Genomic DNA, 24,714 nt, shown 5'->3' with positions numbered 1-24,714 from the left:
TCACGCGCACAGCACCTTCGCGTGATGCGCGACGTGGTCGCCGATGAACGTCGAGATGAAGTAATACCCGTGGTCGTACCCCGCATGGCGGCGCAGCGTGAGCGGCTGGCCCGCCGCGCGGCATGCGGCCTCGAACACGTCAGGGTTGAGCTGCTCGGCGAGAAATTGATCGGCCAGACCCTGGTCGATCAGAATCCCCGCATCGAATGTCGCGCTGCCCGCATGGGCGACCAGCTCGCTCGCGTCGTACTGCTTCCACGTTTCGCGATTCGCACCCAGGTAACCGGAAAACGCCTTCTCGCCCCACGGACAACGCATCGGCGCGGCGATCGGCGCAAACGCCGACACCGATCGATAAATACCAGGATTGCGCAACGCAATCGTCAACGCGCCGTGACCTCCCATCGAATGTCCGAAGATGCCGAGCTTGTCGCGCTCGAGCGGCAACTCGGCCAGCACCGTCTCACGCAGCTCGTCGACGACATACGAATACATCCGATAGTGCTTGGACCACGGCTCTTGCGTCGCATCGAGATAGAACCCCGCGCCGACGCCGAAGTCCCACGACGCGCTCTCGCCCGGCACGCCCGCGCCGCGCGGACTCGTGTCGGGCGAGATCAGCGCGACGCCGTGCTGCGAGGCGAAGCGCTGGGCGCCCGCCTTGATCGCGAACGTCTCCTCGGTGCAGGTGAGGCCCGCGAGATAGAACAGCGCCGGCACGCGACCGTGCGACGCCTGGGGCGGCAGATACGCGGAGAAGCGCATCGGCAGCCCGATCACACGCGAGTCGTGACGATAGATGCGCTGTACGCCGCCGTGGCAGACGTGTTCTTCGACGAGTTCAAGCATCGCGATGCCTCCCGTTTAGTACAAGACGACCGAGCGAATCGACTCGCCCCTCTTCATCAACTCGAAGCCCTCGTTGATCTGCTCGAGCGGCAGCGTGTGCGTGATCAGGTCGTCGATGTTGAGCTTGCCTTCCATGTACCAGTCGACGATCTTCGGCACGTCCGTGCGCCCGCGCGCGCCGCCGAACGCCGAGCCCTTCCACTCGCGGCCCGTCACGAGCTGGAACGGCCGCGTGCTGATCTCCTCGCCCGCCGCCGCCACGCCGATGATGATCGACTGCCCCCAGCCCTTGTGACAGCATTCGAGCGCCTGACGCATCGTCTTCACGTTGCCGATGCATTCGAACGAGTAGTCGGCACCGCCATCGGTGAGCTGCACGATATGGTCGACGACGTTCTCCACGTCCTTCGGATTGACAAAGTGGGTCATGCCGAATTTCTTCGCCAGCTCGACGCGACCCGGGTTGAGGTCGACCCCGATGATCTTGTCCGCGCCGACCATCTTCGCGCCTTGAATCACGTTCAAGCCGATGCCGCCCAGACCGAACACGACCACGTTCGCGCCCGCCTCGACCTTCGCCGTATACACCACCGCGCCGACGCCCGTCGTCACGCCGCAGCCGATGTAGCAGACCTTGTCGAACGGCGCGTCTTCGCGGATCTTCGCGACCGCGATCTCCGGCACGACGATGTAATTCGAAAAGGTGGACGTGCCCATGTAGTGAAAGATCGGCTTGCCGCCGACCGAAAAGCGCGAGGTCGCATCGGGCATCAGCCCCTTGCCTTGCGTCGCGCGGATCTTCTGGCAGAGGTTGGTCTTGCGCGACAGGCAGAACTTGCACTCGCGGCATTCCGGCGTGTAAAGCGGAATCACGTGATCGCCTTTCTTCAAAGTGCCCACGCCCGGCCCGACATCGACCACGACGCCCGCCCCTTCATGCCCGAGGATCGCCGGGAAGATCCCTTCCGGGTCAGCACCCGAGAGCGTGTAGTAATCGGTATGGCAGATGCCCGTCGCTTTCACTTCGATCAGCACCTCGCCCGCGCGCGGCCCTTCGAGATCGACCTCTTCGATCGTGAGCGGGGCGCCCGCCTTCCATGCGATCGCTGCTTTCGTCTTCATCGTGATTGCTCCTTCGTGCTTTGAGTTCAGACGTCGAATCGACTCAGGGTCAATTCGATCGCTCGATGCGGCGGCGACTGACTGCGTCACCGTTGATGCGTGCCGTCCGGCTTCGGCCGATGATCGCCCGAATGCGCGCGGCTGTCGTTCGGCGGTCGGCCGCGTGCTTGCCAATTTGCGTCATCGTCGACTGCCGACTGTCGCGCGTTAGTTTATTAGCTTAAGCGGATACCGAAAACCAGCTTTCCGTGCGCCGGTACAAATCGATAAAGCGAGCGTGACGCGCGGCGAGCGCAGCGTCGCGCTGCGGACTCGCCACGAGCGTCGCCGCCGGCGTGAGCGCCGCGAGATCGGCGGCATGCCAGTGGCCGCTCGCGAGCCCCCCGAGCATCGCAGCGCCGCGCGCCGCGGCGTTCGGGCAATCGAGCGCATACAGCTCGGCCTCCAACGCGTTCGCGAGCAATTGCCGCCAGCGCGCATCGACCGAGCCGCCGCCCGCAAGACGCAGCGACGCTACTGGCGCACCGTTCGCGCGGATCGCGTCCAGCCCGGCACGCAGCGAGAACGCGACGCCTTCGAACGCGGCGCGCATCATCGTCGCGCGCGAATCGTTGAGCGCAAGGCCGAGCCAGCCGCCGCGCGCCGCCGGGTTCATCCATGGCGAACGCTCGCCGGTCAGGTAGGGCAAGAACGTCAGCGTGGTCGTTGGGTCGACGCCGAACGCGTCCTGATACGCGTCGGCCCATGAATACGACAGCCAGCCCCGCACGGCTTCGAGCGCGACGCCGACGTTCTGCATCGCCGCCATCCGGTACCCATGGTCGGTCGCCGCGCGATACGCGTGCAGGCCGCGCGCCGCTTGCGGCACGGCCGTCGCGAGCACGACGATCTGGCCGCCGGTGCCGGTGGTCAGGAGCGCGTCGCCGTCGTGCGCGAGGCCGCTGCCGAGCGCCGCGCAGGGCGTGTCGCCCGCGCCGACCGCGAGCACGATGCCTTCGCGCAGACCGAGCGCGCGAGCCGCCTCCACCGACAGCGTGCCGCCCGCCGCATACGAGGGCGCGAGCGGCGCGAACCATTCCTGCGGCAAGCCAAGCGCGTCGATCTGCGCGTGGTTCCATGCGCCCGACGTGCCGGCGAGCGCGGTCGCGCACGCATCGGACGGATCGGTCGCGACGACGCCGCCCAACGCCGCGCGCAGCCAGTCCTTCGGCTGCAACGCCCACCGCGTCGCGGCCGCCGACTGCGGCTCGTTGCGCACGATCCAGCGCAACAGCGGCCCGGCCATGCCCGGCGCGACCGGATTCGGCTGCGGCTCGGGCCACGCGTCGAGCAACCCAGCCGCGCGCGTATCGGGCCAAAGCAGCGCGGACCGCACCGCGCTGCCGTCTTCGGCCGTCAGCACGACGCCGTGCATCTGCCCCGAAAAACCGATCGCGCACACCGCGTCGCGCTCCTGCGCGGGCAAGCGCGCCGCCGCTTCGATGAGCGCGCGCCACCATACCTCGACGCGCATCTCCGCCCAGCCCGGCTGCGGCGTCTCGACGGCGTACGCGACGCTCGCGGTTGCGCATTCGCGTCCGTCGCCGTCGATCGTCGCGAGTTTCAGGGAGCCGGTGCCGAGGTCGATGCCGAGAAAACGCATAGCGAAAAGTGTGATCGGGTGGAGTCGCCATCGATGATAACCGCACCGCGAATTCGGACTCGACGCCCCGGCTCGATTCTTCACTGCAGGCTGAAGAATGGCGCCTGGCGCGGGTTTACCCACCCACCCGCGCCGCGACGCCAAAACACCACTATGTTCGAAACGAAATACACCCCATAGCCGCATCGACACGTCACGATCCGCCATCGCGGCCGACGGATTCCCGCAACACGCTCCGCACGGGGCTCCGTCCGCGCGACGCGGTGCATGCGGCGTCGCTCATACGTTTTTTCGCATGCAGCCCATATCGATGCCGGAAAGTACGGAATAGCCTCCAGCGCTCTTGTTGGCGTTTTTCGTTCCGCATACCTTGGAGGCACCTAAAAACGAGATATTGGAGCGAGACACATGCAAGCGAATACGGTCCATCCGGTCGACGAGCGGTTGCCCTTCGGGCAGTTGCTCACGCTCGGCATTCAACACGTGCTGGTGATGTACGCCGGCGCGGTCGCGGTGCCGCTGATCGTCGGCGGCGCACTGCACCTGCCAAAAGACCAGATCGCCTTCCTGATCAGCGCCGACTTGTTCTCCTGCGGCATCGCCACGCTGATCCAGACCCTCGGCCTGTGGATCTTCGGCATCCGCCTGCCGGTCATCATGGGCTGCACGTTCGCCGCCGTCGGTCCGATGGTCGCGATCGGCACCAACCCGCATCTCGGCATTCTGGACATCTTCGGCTCGACGATCGCCGCCGGCGTCATCGGCATCGTGCTCGCGCCGATGATCGGCAAGCTGCTGCGATTCTTCCCGCCGGTCGTGGTCGGCACCGTGATCGCAGTGATCGGCCTGTCGCTGATGGAAGTCGGCATCAACTGGGCAGCGGGCGGCGTCGGCAATCCGGATTACGGCAATCCGCTCTACATCGGCCTGTCGCTCGTCGTGCTCACGCTGATCCTCCTGATCAACAAGTTCGGCCGCGGCTTCATCGCCAATATCTCGGTGCTGCTCGGGATCGTCGCGGGCTTTGTGATCGCGTTCGTCACGGGCCACGTGAACACCGACGGCGTGACGGCCGCCCCGTGGGTCGGCTTCGTGATGCCGTTCCACTTCGGCCTGCCGCACTTCGACCCGCTCGCGATCGCGACGATGGTCACCGTGATGTTCGTCACGTTCATCGAATCGACGGGCATGTTCCTCGCGGTCGGCGACATGGTCGAACGTCCCGTGGATCGCGAGACGCTCGTGCGCGGCTTGCGCGTCGACGGCCTCGGCACGCTGATCGGCGGCATCTTCAACTCGTTCCCGCATACCTCGTTTTCGCAGAACGTCGGCCTGATCGGCGTGACCGGCGTGAAGAGCCGCTTCGTCTGCGCCACGGGCGGCGTGATCCTCGTGCTGCTCGGCCTGTTTCCGAAGATGGCCCAAGTCGTGGCGTCGGTGCCGGCATTCGTGCTCGGCGGCGCGGGCATCGTGATGTTCGGGATGGTCGCGGCCAACGGGATCAAGGTGCTGTCGCGCGTCGACTTCGTGAAGAACCACAACAACCTGTTCATCGTGGCGGTGAGCGTCGGCCTGGGTCTCGTGCCGGTCGTTTCGCCGCACTTCTTCCAGCAACTGCCGAGCGCGCTGTCGCCGGTTCTGCACAGCGGCATCCTGCTCGCGTCGGTGTCGGCGGTCGTGCTGAACCTGATCTTCAATGGCGTGAAGGGCGAGAAGGATGCGAAGAAGGAGATTCGACAGGCTGGCCGCGATCTCGAACGGCATGCTGACGCGGCGCATTGAGATGATTCGATGCGAGGTGCTGGCGCTCGCAGCAAGCGCCACCTGAAAGAAAAATGCCACGGTCTCCCGTGGCATTTTTCTTTGCTGCTGTGAAGCGGCGATCGACCAATCGACAACAGGGCAGCGGAGTCAGCGAGATCGCCCCGCTGCTTCCGCTGTTGTCCGAATCACCCCGCCTTCGCCGCCGTCGCCGGCACGGCCGCAGCCGGGGTCGGAGCCGAAGCGGCGGCAACCGGTGCGGACGCCCCAGCCGGCTGATCGGCCGAACCGTAGCCGGTCGTATCGTCGGCCGGACGCGGCGTATCGCCCGTGTGCTCGATCCAGCCGCCGCCGAGCGCGACGTACAGATTCACAAGGCTCGTGAGCCGGTTCACGCGAGCGTTGACCAACGACTGCTGCGCCGAATAGAGCGCGGTCTGCGCGGCAAGCACCGCCAGATAGCTGTCGACGCCGTTGTGATACCGCAGCTCCGACAGATCGAGCGCACGCTGCTCGGCGAACACATCGCGCTCGAGCGCCGCGATCTGCTCGTCGTAGGTGCCGCGCGCGGCGAGCCCGTCGGCGACCTCGCGGAACGCCGACTGAATCGACTTCTCGTACTGCGCGATCTGAATCTTCTTCTGGATGTTCGCAAGATTCAGGTTGGCGATATTGCTGCCGCCCTCGAAGATCGGCAGGTCGATCGTCGGCGCGAAGGTCCACGCGAACGAACCCGGCTTGAAGAGCCCGCCGAGCGTCGGGCTCGCCGTGCCAGCCGAACTCGTCAGCGAGATCTTCGGGAAGAACGCCGCACGAGCCGCGCCGATATTCGCGTTGGCCGCGAGCAGGTTCTCCTCGGCCTCCATGATGTCGGGACGGCGCGTGAGCAGATCCGACGGCAGGCCCGCGGGAACATCGGTCAGGATGTTCTGATCGCTAAGCGGCAAACCCGGTTCGAGATCCGCCGGCAACGGCTCGCCGATCAACACCACGAGCGCATTCTCGGCCTGCGCGCGAGCGCGCGCCTCCGCCTGCATGTTCGCCTGCGCCTGCTCGACCACGGTTTGCGCCTGACGCAAATCGAGCTCCGAGCCGGTGCCGTTCTCGAACTGCAGCTTCGTCAGGTTGTACGAATCCTGCGCAGTCTTCAGCGTTTGTTCGGTGATCCGCAGCAGGTCGTCGAACGAGAGCATCGTCAAGTACTGGTCGGCGACTTGCGAGACGAGCGAGATTTCCGCCGCCTTGCGTGCCTGTGCCGTCGACAAGTATTGCGCGAGCGCCTGGTCCTTCAAACTGCGGATACGGCCCCAGAAGTCGATTTCCCACGACGTCTGCAGACCGACGTTGTAAGTCCGCGAGATCGTCTGGTTGAAGAACGACAGGTCCTTCGGCGTGCGCTGGACGCTGCCGGTTCCCACCGCGTTGAGCGTCGGGAACAGCTGCGCGCGCGTAATGCGGTACTGCTGCTGCGACGCCTCGACGTTCAGCATCGACACGCGCAAGTCGCGGTTGTTCTTCAGCGCGATCGCGATGACCTGCTGCAGACGCGGGTCGGCGAAGAACTCGCGCCAGCCGATGTCGGTGGCGGCCGCGCCGTTCGCCGAGCGCTCGGCGGCGCCGCTGCCCGGCTGCGTCTGGTAGACGCCGCCGGTCGGGAACGACGCCGGCACCGGAGCGGCCGGACGATTGTAGTGCGGCTGCATCGTACAGCCGGCCGCGAAAACGCCGACTGCGATGGCAATCAAAGAAAGTTTTCGCATATCAATGTCCTTCGTTACTCGAACCGTTGCCGTTCGAGTCCTTATGCAACGCATCCGACAGCCGCAGCGCCTCATCCGGATCTTCCTTTTCGCCCGAGAACTTCGAGCGGACCACGACGAAGAACATCGGGATAAAGAAGATCGCGAAGAAGGTCGCCGTCAGCATCCCGCCGATCACGCCCGTACCGATCGCGTGCTGGCTCGCCGAACCGGCGCCGTTGCTGATCGCGAGCGGCGTCACGCCGAGAATAAACGCCATCGAGGTCATCAAAATCGGCCGCAACCGCTGGCGAGCGGATTCGAGCGCGGCTTCCACCGGCCCCATCCCTTGACCCTGCTGCAGCTCCCGCGCGAATTCGACGATCAGAATCGCGTTCTTCGCCGACAGACCCACGGTGGTCAACAGACCCACCTGGAAATACACGTCGTTTTCGAGCCCGCGCAGCGTGGCGGCCAAGAGTGCGCCGATCACCCCGAGCGGCACGACCATGATCACCGAGAACGGAATCGACCAGCTTTCATAGAGCGCCGCAAGGCACAGGAACACGACGAGGATCGAGATCGCGTACAGAATCGGCGCCTGCGAGCCCGACTGGATTTCCTGGTACGACAAGCCGGTCCACGAGTAGCCGATACCCGGCGGCAGCTTCGCCGCGATCGCTTCCATCGCCTTCATCGCCTGGCCGGTACTCTTGCCTTCCGCGGCGGCACCCTGGATTTCGACCGCCGAGATGCCGTTGTAACGTTCGAGCTTCGGCGAGCCGTAGGTCCAGTAGCCGGTCGCAAACGCGTTGAACGGCACCATCCCGCCCGAACCGTTGCGCACGTACCAGACATTCAGGTCGTCCGGATTCATCCGGAACGGCGCATCGGCCATCACGTACACCTTCTTGATCCGGTTGTCGGTATCGAGGAAGTTGTTCACGTACTGCGATGCCCACGCGATCGAGAACGTCTGGTCGATCGCCGACGCCGAAACGCCCAAGGCCTGCGCCTTCTCGCGATCGATGTCGACCTTGTACTGCGGCGTGTCGTTCAGGCCGTTCGGACGCACGAGGGCGAGCGTCGGGTCCTTCGAAGCCATGCCGAGCAACTGGTTGCGCGCGGCCATCAGCGCCTCGTGGCCGAGACCCGCGTTGTCGGTCAGCTCGAAGTCGAAGCCCGATGCGGTACCCAGTTCAGGAATCGACGGCGGATTGACCGGGATCACCATCGCGTCTTTGTAGCCCGCGTAGTGCATGAACATCCGCTGGATGATCGCCTGAACCTTCTGGTCCTTGTGCTGGCGCTGCTTGTAGTCCTTCAGCTTGACGAAGACGAGGCCGGAGTTCTGGCCGCGGCCCGCGAAGCTGAAGCCGTTCACCGTGAACGCCGATTCGACGACATCCTTTTCCGTCGTGAGCAGGTAGTCCGAGATGTTCGAGAGCGTCTTCGCCGTGGTTTCCATCGTCGAGCCCGACGGCGTCTGCACGATGACGAACAAGAGGCCCTGGTCTTCGTCGGGCAGGAACGACTTCGGCAGCTTCACGAACAACAGGCCGACCGCCGCGATCACCGCGAGATAGATGATGAGCCAGCGGCCCGAGCGCTTGATCACGTGATACACGCCCGAGTGGTACTTGTCGCGGCTCTTCTCGAAGGTCCGGTTGAACCAGCCGAAGAAGCCCTTCTTCGCTTCGTGATGGCCCTGCGGAATCGGCTTCAGGAGCGTCGCGCACAGCGCCGGCGTCAGAATCAACGCGACCAGCACCGACAGCACCATCGCCGACACGATGGTCAGCGAGAACTGCCGGTAAATCGCGCCGACCGAGCCGCCCGAGAACGCCACCGGCACGAACACCGCCGACAGCACGAGCCCCACGCCGACCAGCGCGCCGGTGATCTGGCTCATCGCCTTCTTGGTCGCCTCTCGTGGCGATAAGCCCTCTTCGGCCATCACCCGCTCGACGTTTTCGACCACCACGATCGCATCGTCCACCAACAGACCGATGGCGAGCACGAGACCGAACATCGATAGCGTGTTGATCGAGAAGCCCGCGAACTCCATGATCGCGAACGTGCCCAACAGCACCACCGGCACCGCAATCGTCGGAATCAGCGTGGCGCGCAGGTTTTGCAGGAACAGGTACATCACGAGGAAGACGAGCACGATGCCTTCGAGCAGCGTCTTGACCACGTCCTCGATCGACAGCTTCACGAACGGCGTCGTGTCGTACGGGTACTTCACAACGAGGCCGTGCGGGAAGTACTTCGACAGTTCGTCGACCCTCTCCCTCACTTCCTTCGCCGTCTGAAGCGCGTTCGCGCCCGTCGCGAGCTGAATGCCGAGACCCGCGGTCCACTGGCCGTTGTACTTCGTCTCGAAGTTATACGTTTCGCCGCCCAGGTCCACGCGCGCGACGTCCTTGATACGCACCTGCGAGCCGTCCTGGTTGACCTTCAGCAGGATGTTGCCGAACTGCTCGGGCGTACGCAGCAGCGTCGCTTCGGTGATGGTCGCCTGGACCATCTGCCCCGGCTTCGCCGGCGCGCCGCCGATCTGCCCGCCCGCAATCTGCACGTTCTGCGCCGCGATCGCGTTCGTCACGTCGACGGGCGTCAAGCCGAAGTTGTTGAGCTTGTTCGCGTCGAGCCAGATCCGCATCGCGTACTGCGTGCCGAACAGCGTCACGGTACCCACGCCGTCGAGACGGCTGATCGGGTCCTTGACGTGCGAGGCCACGTAGTTCGCGAGGTCGTAGCGGTCCATGCTGCCGTCTTCGGAGTTGAAGGCGAGCACGAGCAAGAAGCTGCTGCTCGACTTCGTCACCGTGGTGCCGAGCTGCTGCACGACCTGCGGCAGAAGCGGCGTGGCAAGCGACAGCTTGTTCTGCACCTGCACCTGCGCGATGTCCGGGTTCGTGCCGGCGGCGAACGTCAGCGTGATCGTTGCGGTACCGGAGTCATCCGAAGTCGACGACAGATACAGCAAGTGATCGAGACCGCTCATCTGCTGCTCGATCACCTGCGTGACGGTGTCTTCCACCGTCTTCGCCGACGCACCCGGATAGCTTGCGGTGATCTGGATCGACGGCGGCGCGATGGTCGGATACTGCGCGATCGGCAAATTGAAGATCGACGCGATACCCGCGAGCATCAAAATAATGGCGATCACCCACGCAAAAATCGGGCGATCGATAAAGAACTTTGCCATGAAGCAGGCTCCCTGTTATTACGCGCCCGATGCGCCTTGTGCCTGCTGCGCGCCGCTTGCCGCGGGGGCAGCGCCTGCCGCTGCGCCGGATGCGGGGCTGGCCGGCAGCTGAGCCGGCACCGCCTTCACTTCCATCCCCGGGCGGACCTTTTCGGTGCCCTGCACGATCACGCGGTCGCCCGGCTGCACGCCGCTTTCGACGACCCAGTCCGCGCCATGCATGCCCGACGTGACGAGCGTACGCGGCGCGACCTTGTTGTCCTGACCCACGACCAGCGCAACCGCCTCACCCTTCGGGTTGTGCGTGACGCCGATCTGCGGCACGAGCATCGCCTTATCGTTCACACCCTCTTCGATGTGCGCGCGCACGAACATGCCCGGCAGCAGCACGCGGTTCGGGTTCGGGAAAATCGCGCGGACCGTGACCGAGCCCGTGGTCTGATCGACCGTGACGTCGGAGAACTGCAGCTTGCCCGGCTCCGAGTACGTGCGGCCGTCCTCGAGGATCAGCGAGACCTTCGCGGCGTTCGGGCCGCTCGTCTTCAGGCGGCCTTCCTGCGCGTCGCGGCGCAGCTTGAGGCCGTCCAGGCTCGATTGCGTCAGATCGACGTACACCGGGTCGAGCTGCTGGATCGTGTCCATCAGCGTCGCCTGGCTCGCCTGCACGTAGGCGCCCGGCGTGACTTGCGACACGCCCGTGCGGCCGGAGATCGGCGAAATCACGTCGGTGTAGCCGAGATTGATCTGCGCGGTCTCCACCTGCGCCTTGCCGGCGGCGACATCGGCTTCGGCCTGGCCTTGCGATGCGACGGCGTTGTCGTAGTCCTGCTTGCTGACCGCGTTGGCGGCCACCAGCACCTTGTAGCGGTTGGCCTGCGCGGTGGTCGACACCAGGTTCGCCTGGGCCTTCGCGAGCGTGGCCTTCGCGCTGTTGAGCGAGGCGATGTACGGCGCCGGATCGATCTTGTACAGGCGCTGGCCGGCCTTCACTTCGCTGCCTTCAGTGAAGTCGCGCGACAGCACGATGCCGTCGACCCGCGCGCGCACTTGCGCAACGAGGAAAGCGTTGGTGCGGCCCGGCAGCTCGGTGACGACCGGTACGGCCGATTGCTGGATGGTGACGACGCCGACTTCCGGCGTTTGCTGCGGCGGTGCCGATTGTTTTTGTCCGCATGCTGCGAGAAATACGGCAGCAGTCGCGACACTAATTAAGCGGTGTGGAACCCGTTCGACGCGCATGGAGCGACCTCTGTCAATGACTGAGAAAAATGTGTGCCCGCGCTTCTGCCCCCGCGGAACGCGCAGCACAAATACGTCGTGAGACGTTGGATCGATAGCCCGGATGCGCTCGTCAGGGCCGACGGCGCAGTGCGCCGCGCCAAGAAAGCGCCGCATGACACCGCCGTGACAAGGCGCGGTGATTTGCCTTTGGGGCAGGCAACAGGGACGGATATTACCCGGGTTTACAGCTAGGCTATTCGATCGTCGGCATGATTATATATACAATCACGAATGTACGTAAAAGTACACTCGCATGTTGGGACGATCAGGACGAGTAGAAACTGCTCACAGACCGTTCTCTATATAGTTAAATTGAGAAAGACCTCACCGCCCCATCTGGTAGAGAGTCAAAACGCAAAATGGTCAGACGAACCAAGGAAGAAGCCCAGGAAACACGGCATCGAATTCTCGATGCCGCGGAACACGTATTCTTCGAAAAGGGCGTATCGCGCACATCGCTCGGTGACATCGCGCAGTACGCAGGCGTGACGCGCGGCGCCATCTATTGGCACTTCGCCAACAAGGGTGACCTGTTCACGGAAATGTTCGACCGCGTGCTGCTGCCGCTCGACGAGCTCGGCGCGGCGTCGCTCGATCCGCAGGAAGCCGATCCGCTCGGCCGGCTCAAGGAGATCGTCAACCTGTGCCTGCGCAAAACGGCCACCGACCCGCAACAGCGCCGTGTGTTCGACATCCTGTTGCTGAAGTGTGAATTCGTCGAAGACATGGGCCCCGTCATGGCGCGTCATCAGACGAACATGCGCGACGGTCTCCAGAAAATCGAAGGCGGCTTGAAGAACGCCGTGTCGAAAGGCCAATTGCCCGCCGACCTCGACACGCAAAAGGCGGCAACCATGCTGCATGCGTTCGTCGGCGGATTCCTGCGCGATATGCTGGTCCTGCCCGACAAGTTCGATATCGCGACGCATTCCGAGCAGCTCGTCGACGCGTGCTTCGACATGCTGCGCTATAGCCCCGCCTTGCGCGGGCCGGCGCCGGACGCATAACACGCGAGGACGCGCGTCCGTCGCGGCGGCACCTGGCGCACTGTCGTCCGCCAAGCGCCTCGCCGCTTGGCGTTACGCCTGCTCCGCTTCCTTTTGCCGCAGGCGCCGCTCGCGAGCCTTCTGGTTCGATGCGTAGATCGAGCCCCGCTGCGGCAGCGCACCGGACGCGAGCCCGGCGATCCACTCGTCGGTGCCGAGCACCGCCGCAAAGCGCGATTGCAGCACGACGCTGAACACGCGGTGGATCTCCTCGGCGCTCGCGAATCCCGCCGCGTTCTCATACGGCACGGAGCCGGTCGCGTCCGACAGAAACTCCACCGCATAGCCCGCGTGCAGCGCGTGATTGATCGTCGACGCGTCGCAGTTGTGGGTCATGTAGCCGACGACGGTCAGCGTGTCGATGGTGTTGGCCTTCAGCCAATCGGCGAGATCGGTGCCGGTGAACGCGCTCGGCAGCGACTTCTCCAGGTAGTGGGCGCGAGGGCGCGACCCGACGATCGGATGCAGTTCCGCACCCTCCGAGCCGCGCGCAAAGATCGGCGCGGTGGCCGGCGCGAAGTTCTGCACGACGACGACCGGCACCGATGCGGCGTGCGCGGCATCCATCGCGCGGCCGATGTTGGCCAGCGACACGTTGACGTCCGGGTATTCGATCGGCAGATCGCCGGTCACGTATTCGTTTTGGACGTCGATCACGATCAGCGCGCGGCGCGGGGTGGCTTGGGACATGGTGCGGCTCCTTTTCGAGGTTGATGTTCGTTTTCGCTTCGTTCGCCAAAGCAGCGACGGAAGCCATTCTTCGCTTTTACGCGCGTGGCAGATAGCGGCCCGAATGACAATATTCGCTAGAATCGGGCCAACACCATTGACGGAGCGTCAGCGATGCCGCAAGAGACTTCCACTGCCAGGCCAGGAGCGAAGGCCGCCGCGACGCACGTCGTTGCCGTGGTGGCATTCGACGGCATCAGCCCTTTCCACCTGTCCGTGCCGTGCCTCGTTTTCGGCGAAGACCGCAGCGCCGGCGGCGTGCCGCCCTTCGAATTGCGCGTATGCGCCGCCGAACCCGGCACGCTGACGACGACCGTCGGCTTTACGATCACCGCGCCCCACGGTCTCGATGCGATCGACGACGCCGATATCGTCGTCGTTCCGAGCTGGCGCGACACCGGCGAAGCGCCGCCCGCCGCCCTCCTCGACGCCTTGCGCGCCGCTCACGCGCGCGGCGCGCAACTCGTCGGCCTATGCCTCGGCGCGTTCGTGCTGGCGGAAGCGGGCCTCCTCGACGGCCGCCCCGCCACGACCCACTGGGCCTGGGCCGACGCGTTCGCCCGCCGCTACCCGAGCGTCAAGCTGGACCCGGGCGTGCTCTACGTCGATGACGGCAATATCCTGACATCGGCCGGCACCGCGGCAGGCATCGACTGCTGTCTGCACGTGCTGCGCAAGCGCTGCGGCACGCAGGCGGCGAGCTACACCGCGCGGCGGCTCGTCGTGCCACCGCATCGGCAAGGCTCGCAAGCGCAGTTCATCGAGCAGCCGATCGTTGCGGACGCGCGCGACGGCCGGCTCGCCGAGCTGCTCGACTGGGTCCGCGCCAATCTGCGCGAGCCGCATACGCTCGACTCGCTCGCCGATCGCGCACTGATGAGCCGGCGCACGTTCACGCGGCGCTTCCGGCAAGCAACGGGGACGACGGTCAGCGCGTGGCTCCTCGCCACACGCCTCTCGCGAGCGCAGCAAATGCTGGAGATGACGGAGCAATCAGTCGACGCGATCGCCGAAGCAGCGGGTTTCGGCTCGACGGTATCGATGCGCCAGCACTTCGCCGACACGCTCAAAACGTCGCCATCGGCGTACCGGCGGGAGTTCCGCGGCGCCTGAACATCGGAGGGGACGCGCGCCGGATCGACTGCCCGGCGCGCTAAAAGAAACGGGCCGGCGCGTCAGCCGAACCAGCGCGACGCATAGAGCAGCACCGCGACGAAGAAGACCATCGCCGCCCACGCCCACGCGGGCATCGCGTGCGGTTCATGTCCGCGATGCAGCCCGTGAGCGCGGGTGCTGACCAGCGCGCCGGCGGCGCGGCCGGTCAGGGTCCCGCCGGCGCCGTGCGAGTAGGCGCGGCGAGCGATGCCGGCCAGATTGATCGGCCGCAGAAAGACGTGCTGACGGCGGCCATGCTCGCCGCGCGCCCGGTTCGGCCCCTGCCCGTGCTTCGCCTGCACGACCGCGCAGAATTCCGTGAAAAAATCGTCGGCCAGTTCGTGCATCGCGTTTTCGATCTGGCGCGGCGGCAGTTCGGCAAGCGGCCCGGTGAGCGTCGCCCAGACGGAGTAGTCGATCCGCGTGGCGGGCTCGGCTTGGCGAGCGTCTGCCGACGCAGCGCCGCTCTGCGCATCCGCCCGCAGCGCGACGTCGATCTGCCCTCGCAAGGCGCCGACACCCGGCGCGCGCGCCTTGAAGTTGAGCGTGCGATGCGGCGCGTCGACGACCGTCCCGTTCTGGCTCGCCACGTGCGCGCGCACGTCGTAGCGCGCCCTGAGCGGACCGAGCGGCACCGTCAGCGTCAGCGCATACTCGCCGCCCACGAGGCGCGTGAACGATTCGCAGTTTTCGAGGCTCGCGCGCAACAGCGCGAGATCCTGCAACGCGTCCCAGACCGCGGACGGTGCAAGCGGAATGCGTAACGCGTCGTTCAGTTCCATGGCGATTTCCCCCTATGAACGCGCGGTCGCGGGATCAAGACGTCTGATCGATGCGATCGACTCGCGATGCATAAAACGCCAAATACCCTTTGATTTTGGTGGCCATATCGAGCGGTTCTTCATAGGTCCAAACCGCGTTTTCGACGAGGCCGTCCTCGGTTTGCAAATGGAAATACGCTGCATGCCCCTTGTAGGGACAGAACGTCGTGTGGTCAGAACGCTTGAGACGCGCCATGTTGACATCTTCGCGCGGGAAATAAATGACGTCGGGAAGACCCGTTTCGCGAAGCGTGAGCGCGTGCAGGGTATCGGCAACCGTGACGCCATAGTGGATCACCCGCACCCGATGGCGGTTCGGCACGATCTCAATCCGACGGTCGTCGACGTTCGTCATTGCGTTCCCCTGTACATCTCGTGCGCGGCCTGTGCAGCCGATGTGCCGCCGCGTCGTGTGCGACGGCCAAGGGCGTGTGTTTGGATACGGCCGGTGCGTGGGCCGACGGCTTTTTTTGCAGCGCTCGCTCTGCGTGGGACCCGAGTAAGACGTTAATCGCTAACTCGGGTCGACAAAAAAGCCACGGCGTCCGTGGCTTTTATTATGGGCGAAACTCGTATCGCTTGTGCGCGCTTCCGATCGCTACTGGAAATTCCCTATGGCTGGCGCCTAAAGGGCGTTCCAATAGAAGTCGGCTTTGGTACTGCCGCTGCCCGAAATCGTTACCGTTTTCTTCTGATCCTGGCCGTTATACGTCGCGTGCACAGTGTAGCGGCCGGGACGCAGCTTGACGAGCATATACGGCCCGCGCGATTGCGCATTGAGCACTTCGCCGTCGTGCGCGTTGACGATCCTCACGTGCACGTCCGCCAGAAATTCCGAACTCGGTCCGGTGAAGCGCATGGCCAGCGGCCAGTCGTGCTGGGCCCGCCTGAGCGCGGCCGACTCGTCGCTGCCCACGCCGCCCGACACGAACGACACATCGCCTTGCTGCTGAATCTGCGGCATGCCGCCGCCGTTCGCGTTGCCGGCGCTGCTGTTGTCGGTCGTCGTGCCGCCCACCGCGCTCGACTGCGCAAACGCGCCGCCCGCCGCACCGAGTGCGAGCGCGGCGGCAACCGCCGCGATCGCCGCTCGCTTGTTGCTTGGCGTGTTCATTGCGTCTCCTTTCGTCGTGATTGGATTCGAAGGGGTTGCCCGATAGCCGCCATTGGGCGTGATTCGCTCCAATAGCAGCAATTTGCGCGCCTGAAATGAACGCGCCGCACCGTCCATGGTAGGACGGTGCGGCGCGTTAGGAACAGCCTCCGATGCCTGCAGGCAACGGTTTCCGGCAATCAGCCGAGATCGACCGGCACGAAGATTTGGGCGTTGTCGCGCTGGATCAGCAGCGCGATGCTATTGCCCGCCTTCGCGATCATCTCGCGCAGTTGATCCGCGTTCGACACCGGACGGCCGTTGACCGCGAGAATCACGTCACCCGGCTGGATGCCCGCCGTTGCCGCCGGCCCCGACGATTGCTGCACGAGCAGCCCGTGCGTGAGCGACGCGCCGCTCTTTTCCTGCGGCGTCAGCGCACGAACCGCCACGCCCAAACGCCCTTGCTCCTGCGCCTGCGTGTCGTTCGAGGCCACCTTCGTATCCGTGAGCGCGCCGATCGTCACCGTCACGTCCTTCTTGGACTTGTCGCGCCAGATCTGGACGTCGGCCTTGCTGCCCGGCTTGATGCCCGCGATCATCGATGGCAGATCGGTCGAATCGTTGATCGCCGTGCCGTTCACGGCGAGGATCACGTCGCCCGCCTGCAGGCCCGCCTTCGCGGCCGGGCCGCCCGGATCGACCGAGCTCACGAGCGCGCCGTTCGGCTTTGGCAGCCCGAACGAGTCGGCGAGCGTCTGGTTGAGGCCCTGCACTGCGACGCCAAGGCGCCCGCGGCTCACGTGGCCGGTCTTGACGAGCTCGTCCTTGACCTTCATCGCCTCGTTGATCGGAATCGCGAACGACAGGCCCTGGAAGCCGCCCGTCTGCGAGTAGATCATCGAGTTGATGCCGATCACCTCGCCCTGCAGGTTGAAGAGCGGACCGCCCGAATTGCCCGGGTTCACCGGCACGTCGGTCTGGATGAACGGCGTGTAGTTCTCGTCAGGCAGCGAGCGCGACTTCGCGCTGATGATGCCCGAGGTCACCGTGTTGTCGAAGCCGTATGGCGAGCCGATCGCGACGACCCACTGTCCGACCTTGCTCTGGCGCGGGTCGCCGATCTTCACGGTCGGCAGGTCCTTCGCGTCGATCTTGAGCACCGCGACGTCCGAATCCTTGTCGGCGCCGACGACCTTCGCCTTGTATTCGCGCTTGTCGGTCAGCTTGACGGTGACGACATTCGCGCCGTCGACCACGTGCGCGTTGGTCAGGATGTAGCCGTCGGGGCTGATGATGAAGCCGGAGCCGAGGCTCGCGCTCGGCTGGTCGCCCTGGCCGCCGTCATCGCCGCCCTGGCCCGGCATCTGGCCGTAGAAGTGCTTGAAGAACTGGTAGAACGGGTCGCTCGGATCGATCGGCAACTGCTGCATCGATTGGCGCTGCGACACCTGCTTCACGACGTGCTTGGCGCTGATGTTCACGACGGCCGGGCCATAGGTTTCGACCAGACCGGAAAAATCGGGGATGCCGGTCTTCGCGGCAGCTTCGGCGGGCATCAGCGCCGCAGCCTGGGCGGACTGGATGATCTGCGGGTCGGTATGGCGGGTGCCGGCGACGTATCCCGCCGACAACGCAACGGCGACCGCGATGGCGACTGCGCTGCGAGACAGAATCTTGGTATTCATCGAAGGAACCTCCTGGGTGACGTACGCAGAGTAAGGGTGCTGTCTTAAAGGAGTCTTAACGACGAATTGCGGCAGAAATATGGCCAAAATGCCGCATCTGGGACACGGCGGGACGCAATCGCGCGCGCACTGAGCGCGCCGCTCAGAACCGCACGCTGACGAGGAGGCCGCCGAGCGGTGCGTCGTCCAATTCGATCTCGACGCCGTGCTGGACCGCGATGCGCTTGACGATCGCGAGCCCCAGGCCGCTGCCCGACACGTCGGTGCGCGCCCGCGCCGAGGTGTCGCGATAGAAGCGGTCGAACACGCGCTCGCGTTCGTCCTCCGGAATGCCGGGGCCGCTGTCGGCAATACCCACGCGCGGATGGCCGTCGGGATCGAGCGCGAGCGATACATCGATCCGGCCGCCCTCCGGCGTGTATTTCACGGCGTTGTCGAGCAGGTTGCCGAACATCACGCGCAGCGCTTCCGCATCGGCCGCCACGGTCGCGGACTCCGCCTCTTCGAAGCCGAGATCGATCGCGCGCCGCTGCGCGAGCGGCGCGTGCGCGGCCACGCAATCGGTGAGGAGCTGGCGCAGGTCGACCGACTGTTTCGCGCCCGCGCCATCCGGCTCGGCACGCGCGAGCGCGAGCAATTGCTCGGCAAGACGCGTGGCGCGCGTCACGCCGGCCTGCAGATCGGCGAGCGCTTCGCGGCGCGCGTCGTCGTCGTGCGCGCGCGCGACCAGTTGCGACTGGATCTGCACGGCCGCGAGCGGCGTGCGTAATTCGTGAGCGGCGTCGGCGACGAACGCTTTTTGCGTATCGAGCGCGGCCGAAAGGCGCGCGAGCAGCCCGTTCAATGCGCGCACGAGCGGCCGCACTTCGAGCGGCAAGCGTTCGTCCGGAAGCGGTTCGAGCGCCTCGGGGCGGCGCGTTTCCAGCGCGCGCGTCACGCGCGCGAGCGGCGCGAGGCCGCGTCCGACGATCCCCCATACGGCCAGACCGAGAAAGGGCAACACGACGATCAACGGCCACAGCGTGCGCAGCGCGACGTTCGCCGCAAGCCGGTTGCGCACGGAAAGCGGCTGCGCGAGCTGCACGACGTTATCGCCGACGATCGCGCCGTACACGCGCCATTCGCCGCGGTCGGTGCGCTCCGTCGAAAAGCCCAGCTCGGCGCGCGGCGCGAGCGGTGCGCGCGGATGCGAGTAGTACATCAGCGCGCCGTTGCGATTCCAGATCTGGATCACGACGCCCTCGTCGGCGTCCGAATGCGCGCCGAGGATTTGCGCAAATGGCTCCGACGGCAGCGCAGCGGCGATCTCCTGCAGCTGGTAGTCGAACAGCTCGTTGGCTTCGGCCAGCGCCTGCCGATAGATCAGCCAGCCCGCGAGGCCCACGCCCGCGATGACGATCGCGACGAGCCAGAACAGCAATTGACGACGTATCGAACTCATGGAGAGAGCGGTCTCACGCTTCCTTCGCGATCATGTAGCCGAGACCGCGCACGTTGCGGATCAGATCGGCGCCGAGTTTTTTGCGCAGCGCATGGATGTAGACCTCGACCGTGTTGCTGCCGATTTCCTCGCCCCAGCCGTACATCTTGTCTTCGAGCTGGCTCTTCGAGAGCACTGCGCCGGGACGCGCGAGCAGCGCTTCCAGCAGCGCGAATTCGCGCGCGGACAGCGCGACCGGCGCGCCGTCGAGCGTGACTTGGTGGGAAGCGGGATCGAGCGTCAACGCGCCGTGACGCATCACCGATTCGCTGCGCCCCGACTGACGGCGGATCAGGGCGCGCATCCGCGCGCCCAGTTCGTCGAGATCGAATGGCTTGACGAGATAGTCGTCGGCGCCGGCGTCGAGACCTTTGACGCGGTCCGCGACCGCATCGCGAGCCGTGAGGATCAGCACCGGGCACGCATGGCCCCGGGTTCGCAAGGTACGCAGCACGTCGAGGCCGTCGCGCTTCGGCAAGCCCAAATCGAGCAGCACGAGATCGTAAGATTCGCCGGTCGCGGCGGTCAGCGCGGCCTCGCCGTCCTGCACCCAATCGACGGCAAAACCCTCGCCGCGCAGCGCCTTGCGCACGCCCTCGGCGATCATCCGGTCGTCTTCGACAAGCAATATGCGCATCGCTATTCGATCCTGCGGCAAAGATGTGTCATGAACCCATTTTAACGTCTCGCCGGCACCACGCGGCGCGCGCGCTTTTTTCCGCAGCGCCGCAGCATGTCTCTACAATGAGCGCTTTTGGCGCGGCATGGCGGAATTGCGCGGTAGCCGCAGCGCTATTGCCCCGTTATTGCGCAGGCGCTAAACGTGTTGCCTGCCCGCTTGCCGCGATCGATGCCGCCACGGCGTTCGCCACTGTCGTAACGATGGCAACGATCGACTTGATTCACAGAACCCGCCGTCCATGACGAACGCATTTCTCTCTTCAGTGGCACGCCGCGCGCTGGCGCGACGTGCGTCTCGCCCTGCTTCGCTCTTGTCATCGCTTTCGTCATCGTTCACCTCGTCGATCACGTCATCGAGCAACGAATCGCAACAGCCGAATCGTTTTCATCGCTCGAACACACTCGCGCGCACCGCCGTCGCTCTGTTGACCTGTACGGCGCTCGTGTTCGCCGCGCCGGCCGAGGCGCGCAAGAAAGCGCGTCATCCGGCTGTCAACGTCACGACCGTCTTGCCCGCGCCGGTCATGAGGGGACTCGAAAAGGCGCACGTGCCGCTGACGTCGATGAGCGTGGTCGTCGAGAAGATCGGCGATCGCACGCCGATCCTCGCGTTGAACGCCGGCAAGCCGATGATGCCCGCCTCGACGATGAAGCTCGTCACCACCTACTCGGGCCTGTCGATCCTCGGGCCGGACTATCGCTGGCGCACCAACGCCTACGCGGACGGCACCGTCGACGAGCATGGCGTCCTGCACGGCAACCTCTACATCCAGGGGACGGGCGATCCGAAGCTCGTGCCGGAAGAGCTGATCGATCTCGTCGACAAGATTCACAAGGCCGGCATCACAGGCATCGACGGCGCGCTGGTGCTCGACAAGCGCTTCTTCGATCCGTCGACGCGCGATCTCCCGCCGTTCGACGACGACGCCACCGCACCGTACAACGTCGGCCCCGACCCGCTGCTGTATGCCTTCAAGTCGCTGACGTTTACGCTGACGCCATCGCCCGACGGCACCGTCGCGATCGACGTGCTGCCCACGCTGTCGCAACTGCAAATCGACAACGAACTGCACGCGACGCGCGGCGCGTGCGTCGGCGCGGAATCCGCGGTCACGCCGACCGTCACGCCGGAAGCGAGCGGCACCGTTGCCGCGCTGTTCTCGGGCGACTACCCGGTGCGCTGCGGAATGCGCTCGATCAACCTCGCGGTGCTCGACCACTCGCAGTTCTTCGCAGGCGGATTCCTCGCGCTGTGGCAGCAGACGGGCGGCACCTTCAACGGCACGACGCGCGAAGGTCCCGTGCCCGCCGATGCGCGCCTCGTCGCGGTCCACCAAGGCCCGGTGCTGTCCGATATCGTTCGCGACATCAACAAGTTCAGCAACAACGTGATGGCGCGCAACCTGTTCCTGACGATCGGCGCAGTCAAGGAAAAGCCGCCCGCGACGCCCGAGAAGTCGGCGAACACGATCCGCTCGTTTCTGAACGCGAACGGTCTGCCGATGCCCGAACTCGCGCTCCAAAACGGCTCGGGATTGTCGCGCGACGAGCATATTTCCGCGTTGTCGCTCGCCGACTTGCTGCAGCACGCGAACGCGAGCCCCGTCGCGCAAGTGTTCGTCGAATCGCTGCCGGTAGCGGGCGTCGACGGCACGATGCGCAACCGCTTGAAAAGCGCACCCGTGCTCGGCAATGCGCACATCAAGACCGGTACGCTGCGCGATGTGCGCGCGATTGCCGGCTACGTGGCGGGGGCGGACGGACAGAGCTATGTGGTCGTCAGCATCATCAACGACCCGCACGCGGAAGCGGCGCGAGAGGCGCACGATGCACTGCTCGAATGGATCTATCAAGGCGCGCGCTAAGCGTCAATTAAGCCTCAATCCGGCGCGCCGAGCGCGCCTTCCCGCTTCCGTCCATCCCCATTTCTCCCAGCCGCTCCCGCGTGCTGGGAGAAACCCTCACCCGCCTTTCCAGACGGCACCTGCATCGAATAATCCTTCTACGAAGAATGGCGCGGCGCGTGACGCGACCGTGTACGCTGTCGGGCAATGTCCGAAGCGCGGAATCACGCTCGATTGCGTGACGCGAAACTCGGTACAACTCGACAGCGTTCACGCTGCAACAAGACCAACTCGAGACACGGAGGGAGACGCCCATGCAATTCGATGCCGAATTGCTCCTGCTCGCGATGGCGCCCGTCTTTCTCGCATGCATCGGCTGGGAGGCGTGGCACCTGCGGCGCGCACGGCCGAACGCGCAGATCTACCGATGGGCCGACACGCTTTGCAACGCGTCGCTCGCCCTGATGCATCAAGCCGCCGATAAGCTCGCATGGCTCGCGGTCATTCCGGTCTACGCTTACGTCTACGATCATTTCCGGCTCATCACGTGGCACGCCGGATGGCTGTCGTTCGCCGTGCTGTTCGTCGCTCAGGACTTCCTCTACTACGTCTTCCACCGCTGCAGTCATCGCGTGCGCTGGCTGTGGGCCGCCCACGTCGTCCATCACTCCTCCGAGCGGCTGAATCTATCGACCGCGTTCCGCCAAAGCCTCATGTATCCGATCGCCGGCATGTGGGCGTTCTGGACGCCGCTCGCCGTGCTCGGCTTTCCGCCCAAGCAGATCGTCGCGATCGTCCTCGTCAATCTCGCGTTCCAGTTCTTCGTCCACACGCAGGCGATCGGCCGGCTCGGCTGGCTCGAATACGTGTTCAACACGCCGTCGATCCATCGCGCGCATCACGCCCGCAACCCGCGTTATATCGATCGCAACTACGCGGGCGTGCTCGTCGTCTGGGATCGCCTCTTCGGCAGCTATGTCGATGAAGACCCGCGCGTAGCCCCCGAGTACGGGATCGTCGAGCCGCTGCGCAGCTACAACCCGCTCAAGGCGACGTTTCACGAATGGGCGTCGATGGCCGCTGACGCCATGCGGGCCGAGCGCTTCGCCGACAAGCTGCGCGCCTTGTTCGGACCGCCCGAATGGGCTGCGGCGTTTCATGGCGCGAGCGATGCTCGCATGGGCTCGCCAATACAAGAAGCCGGGTTGCGCGAACCCGACACCCAGGCATTTCCAGCATCGCGCAAGACATGACAGATTCTGTAAGCTGTCGCCACGCCGCGCATGACAAGCGGCGGGCGCTGCCTGCAACACACGGCCAAGCTGCACATTCGAGGAGATGAGATAGATGGAACAAAGTAAAAAAACACAGCCCAAGGGCCTGCTGCGCACCGCGCAAACGGCCGTCGCCTGCGCCGCGTTCGCGCTTCTGGCGGCATGCGGCGGCGGGGGAAGCAGTTCGTCGAGCACCAACGCCAGCACGCCGGCGGGCGGCGTATCGCTGCAGGTCGTGTCGTTCGGCACGAGCCTTTCGGATGTCGGCACCTATTCCCCGTTCATCCTGCCGAGCTTCGGCGGCGGCAAGTTCACGACCAATCCTGGCCAGATCTGGACGCAAAACGTCGCGAACTACTATGGCGGCACCCTCACGCCGGCCTATCTCGGCGGCTTCAGCGTGCAACTCGCCGCAGCCGGCGGTCTCGGTTATGGGGAAGGCGGCGCGCTCATTAGCGGGGAACACGGCATCGGCTGGGCGCCGAACGACGCCGCGGCAACCACGATGCCGGTCGTCGACCAGGTCACCAATTATCTGAAGGCGCACGGCAGCTTCAATTCGAACCAGCTCGTGCTTGTCGAAGGCGGCTCAAACGACATCCTGTCGAACGCGACGGCCATCGGAACCGCCGTGCAAACCGGCGTAGCCAATGGCACCTATCCGAGCCTCTCGGTCGCGGTCCAGGCAGTCACCTTGGCGACACTCGGACCGGCTGCGCAGGCGTTCGTCACACAAGTGGGCACAATCCTCGCCGCCGGCGCAACCAAGGTCGTGGTCGTCAACGTTCCCGACATCGGCCAGGCGCCGCTCGGCATCGCCGAAGGCGCGCAGGGCTCAGCGCTCCTGAGCGGCATCACGCAGACCTTCAACGGCATCGTGCAGGCCGGACTGGCCCAAGCGGGCCTTTCGTCGAAGGTGATCTACGCTGACGCGTTCACATGGTTCGACCAAACCCTTCTGCCGAACAATGCGTCGCTCGGCTTCCAAGTCGGGAACACGGGCACCGCGTGCAATCTGGCGCAGATGCAGGCGAACGCCACTCAGTATGGCCAACAGAACCCGTCCGCGCTCAACGGCCTGACGCCTGCGCAGTTCGGCGCGCAATTCGCCTCGTCGCTGTTCTGCTCGCCGCAGACGCTGACGGTCGCGGGCGCGGACCAGACCTATGTGTTCGCGGACTCGCTTCACCCGACTACGCACACGTACGCGCTTTTCGCTCAATTCGTCGAGAGCAAGATTGCGGCAGCGGGCATCGGGCATTGATCGCGCGGTCGACGTGATATAGCTGTTCGAT

General features: G+C 65.2%; 19 protein-coding genes. 6 read left to right on the top strand and 13 right to left on the bottom strand.

Going from position 1 to position 24,714, the window contains the following annotated elements:
• From fghA to FAZ95_RS03770, 3 genes are all read right to left on the bottom strand, one after another.
• On the bottom strand, positions 1-849 hold the full coding sequence (gene fghA / locus FAZ95_RS03780; protein ID WP_137331226.1) for an S-formylglutathione hydrolase: 849 nt from the start codon (positions 847-849) through the stop codon (positions 1-3).
• Positions 850-864: 15 nt separating this feature from the next.
• Positions 865-1,971: an S-(hydroxymethyl)glutathione dehydrogenase/class III alcohol dehydrogenase gene (locus FAZ95_RS03775; protein WP_137331225.1), complete on the bottom strand. Its 1,107-nt coding sequence runs from the start codon at positions 1,969-1,971 to the stop codon at positions 865-867.
• Between the two features lie 220 nt (positions 1,972-2,191).
• The gene (locus tag FAZ95_RS03770; protein ID WP_137331224.1) at positions 2,192-3,613 is read right to left on the bottom strand and encodes a xylulokinase; all 1,422 of its coding nucleotides are present in this window, start codon (positions 3,611-3,613) and stop codon (positions 2,192-2,194) included.
• Positions 3,614-4,021: 408 nt separating this feature from the next.
• On the opposite strand from FAZ95_RS03770, the gene FAZ95_RS03765 reads away from it, so the two are divergent.
• On the top strand, positions 4,022-5,395 hold the full coding sequence (locus tag FAZ95_RS03765) for a nucleobase:cation symporter-2 family protein (protein WP_137331223.1): 1,374 nt from the start codon (positions 4,022-4,024) through the stop codon (positions 5,393-5,395).
• Between the two features lie 167 nt (positions 5,396-5,562).
• On the opposite strand, the gene FAZ95_RS03760 is transcribed toward FAZ95_RS03765, so the two are convergent.
• From FAZ95_RS03760 to FAZ95_RS03750, 3 genes are read right to left on the bottom strand one after another with little or no spacing between them, the layout of a single operon-like run.
• Positions 5,563-7,134, bottom strand: a complete 1,572-nt coding sequence (locus tag FAZ95_RS03760) for an efflux transporter outer membrane subunit (RefSeq protein WP_137331222.1) — start codon at positions 7,132-7,134, stop codon at positions 5,563-5,565.
• A 1-nt stretch (position 7,135) separates the two neighbouring features.
• Positions 7,136-10,327 (bottom strand): efflux RND transporter permease subunit, encoded by a 3,192-nt coding sequence (locus FAZ95_RS03755; protein ID WP_137331221.1) that lies wholly within the window; start codon positions 10,325-10,327, stop codon positions 7,136-7,138.
• 18 nt (positions 10,328-10,345) lie between these two features.
• Complete coding sequence (locus FAZ95_RS03750) at positions 10,346-11,566, bottom strand: efflux RND transporter periplasmic adaptor subunit (protein WP_137331220.1); 1,221 nt, start codon at positions 11,564-11,566, stop codon at positions 10,346-10,348.
• A 401-nt stretch (positions 11,567-11,967) separates the two neighbouring features.
• Between FAZ95_RS03750 and FAZ95_RS03745 the strand changes: the two genes are divergently transcribed.
• Complete coding sequence (locus tag FAZ95_RS03745) at positions 11,968-12,615, top strand: TetR family transcriptional regulator (RefSeq protein WP_137331219.1); 648 nt, start codon at positions 11,968-11,970, stop codon at positions 12,613-12,615.
• Positions 12,616-12,687: 72 nt separating this feature from the next.
• On the opposite strand, the gene FAZ95_RS03740 is transcribed toward FAZ95_RS03745, so the two are convergent.
• A complete protein-coding gene (locus tag FAZ95_RS03740) occupies positions 12,688-13,344 on the bottom strand; it encodes a cysteine hydrolase family protein (protein ID WP_137331218.1) in 657 nt (218 codons plus the stop codon).
• A gap of 153 nt (positions 13,345-13,497) precedes the next feature.
• Between FAZ95_RS03740 and FAZ95_RS03735 the strand changes: the two genes are divergently transcribed.
• Positions 13,498-14,496 carry a helix-turn-helix domain-containing protein gene (locus FAZ95_RS03735; RefSeq protein WP_137331217.1) on the top strand — a complete coding sequence of 333 codons (999 nt, stop codon included), beginning with the start codon at positions 13,498-13,500 and terminating at the stop codon, positions 14,494-14,496.
• Positions 14,497-14,558: 62 nt separating this feature from the next.
• On the opposite strand, the gene FAZ95_RS03730 is transcribed toward FAZ95_RS03735, so the two are convergent.
• The 6 genes from FAZ95_RS03730 to FAZ95_RS03705 all read right to left on the bottom strand — a co-directional run bounded on the left by FAZ95_RS03730 (position 14,559) and on the right by FAZ95_RS03705 (position 20,257).
• Positions 14,559-15,320, bottom strand: coding sequence for an SRPBCC family protein (locus FAZ95_RS03730; RefSeq protein ID WP_137331216.1), 762 nt, complete (start codon positions 15,318-15,320; stop codon positions 14,559-14,561).
• Positions 15,321-15,354: 34 nt separating this feature from the next.
• Positions 15,355-15,714, bottom strand: coding sequence for a DUF427 domain-containing protein (locus FAZ95_RS03725; RefSeq protein ID WP_137331215.1), 360 nt, complete (start codon positions 15,712-15,714; stop codon positions 15,355-15,357).
• A gap of 270 nt (positions 15,715-15,984) precedes the next feature.
• Positions 15,985-16,473 (bottom strand): carboxypeptidase-like regulatory domain-containing protein, encoded by a 489-nt coding sequence (locus FAZ95_RS03720; RefSeq protein WP_137331214.1) that lies wholly within the window; start codon positions 16,471-16,473, stop codon positions 15,985-15,987.
• Positions 16,474-16,652: 179 nt separating this feature from the next.
• Positions 16,653-18,140, bottom strand: a complete 1,488-nt coding sequence (locus tag FAZ95_RS03715) for a DegQ family serine endoprotease (protein WP_137331213.1) — start codon at positions 18,138-18,140, stop codon at positions 16,653-16,655.
• 142 nt (positions 18,141-18,282) lie between these two features.
• On the bottom strand, positions 18,283-19,581 hold the full coding sequence (locus FAZ95_RS03710) for an ATP-binding protein (RefSeq protein WP_137331212.1): 1,299 nt from the start codon (positions 19,579-19,581) through the stop codon (positions 18,283-18,285).
• Positions 19,582-19,594: 13 nt separating this feature from the next.
• Positions 19,595-20,257: a response regulator gene (locus tag FAZ95_RS03705; protein ID WP_137331211.1), complete on the bottom strand. Its 663-nt coding sequence runs from the start codon at positions 20,255-20,257 to the stop codon at positions 19,595-19,597.
• A gap of 283 nt (positions 20,258-20,540) precedes the next feature.
• Here FAZ95_RS03705 and dacB point away from each other — a divergent pair, with 283 nt between their 5' ends.
• The 3 genes from dacB (at position 20,541) to FAZ95_RS03690 (ending at position 24,683) form a co-directional block, all read left to right on the top strand.
• Positions 20,541-22,166, top strand: a complete 1,626-nt coding sequence (gene dacB, locus FAZ95_RS03700; protein ID WP_137331210.1) for a D-alanyl-D-alanine carboxypeptidase/D-alanyl-D-alanine endopeptidase — start codon at positions 20,541-20,543, stop codon at positions 22,164-22,166.
• 293 nt (positions 22,167-22,459) lie between these two features.
• The gene (locus FAZ95_RS03695) at positions 22,460-23,398 is read left to right on the top strand and encodes a sterol desaturase family protein (RefSeq protein ID WP_137331209.1); all 939 of its coding nucleotides are present in this window, start codon (positions 22,460-22,462) and stop codon (positions 23,396-23,398) included.
• A gap of 94 nt (positions 23,399-23,492) precedes the next feature.
• Positions 23,493-24,683, top strand: a complete 1,191-nt coding sequence (locus FAZ95_RS03690) for an SGNH/GDSL hydrolase family protein (protein ID WP_137331208.1) — start codon at positions 23,493-23,495, stop codon at positions 24,681-24,683.
• The last annotated feature ends 31 nt before the right edge of the window (positions 24,684-24,714 follow it).

The sequence above is a fragment of the Trinickia violacea genome (assembly GCF_005280735.1).
GTDB classification, from domain to species: Bacteria; Pseudomonadota; Gammaproteobacteria; order Burkholderiales; family Burkholderiaceae; genus Trinickia_A; species Trinickia_A violacea.
The sequence above is the reverse complement of the archived record's forward strand: the minus strand, read 5'-3'. Positions and strand labels throughout refer to the sequence as shown.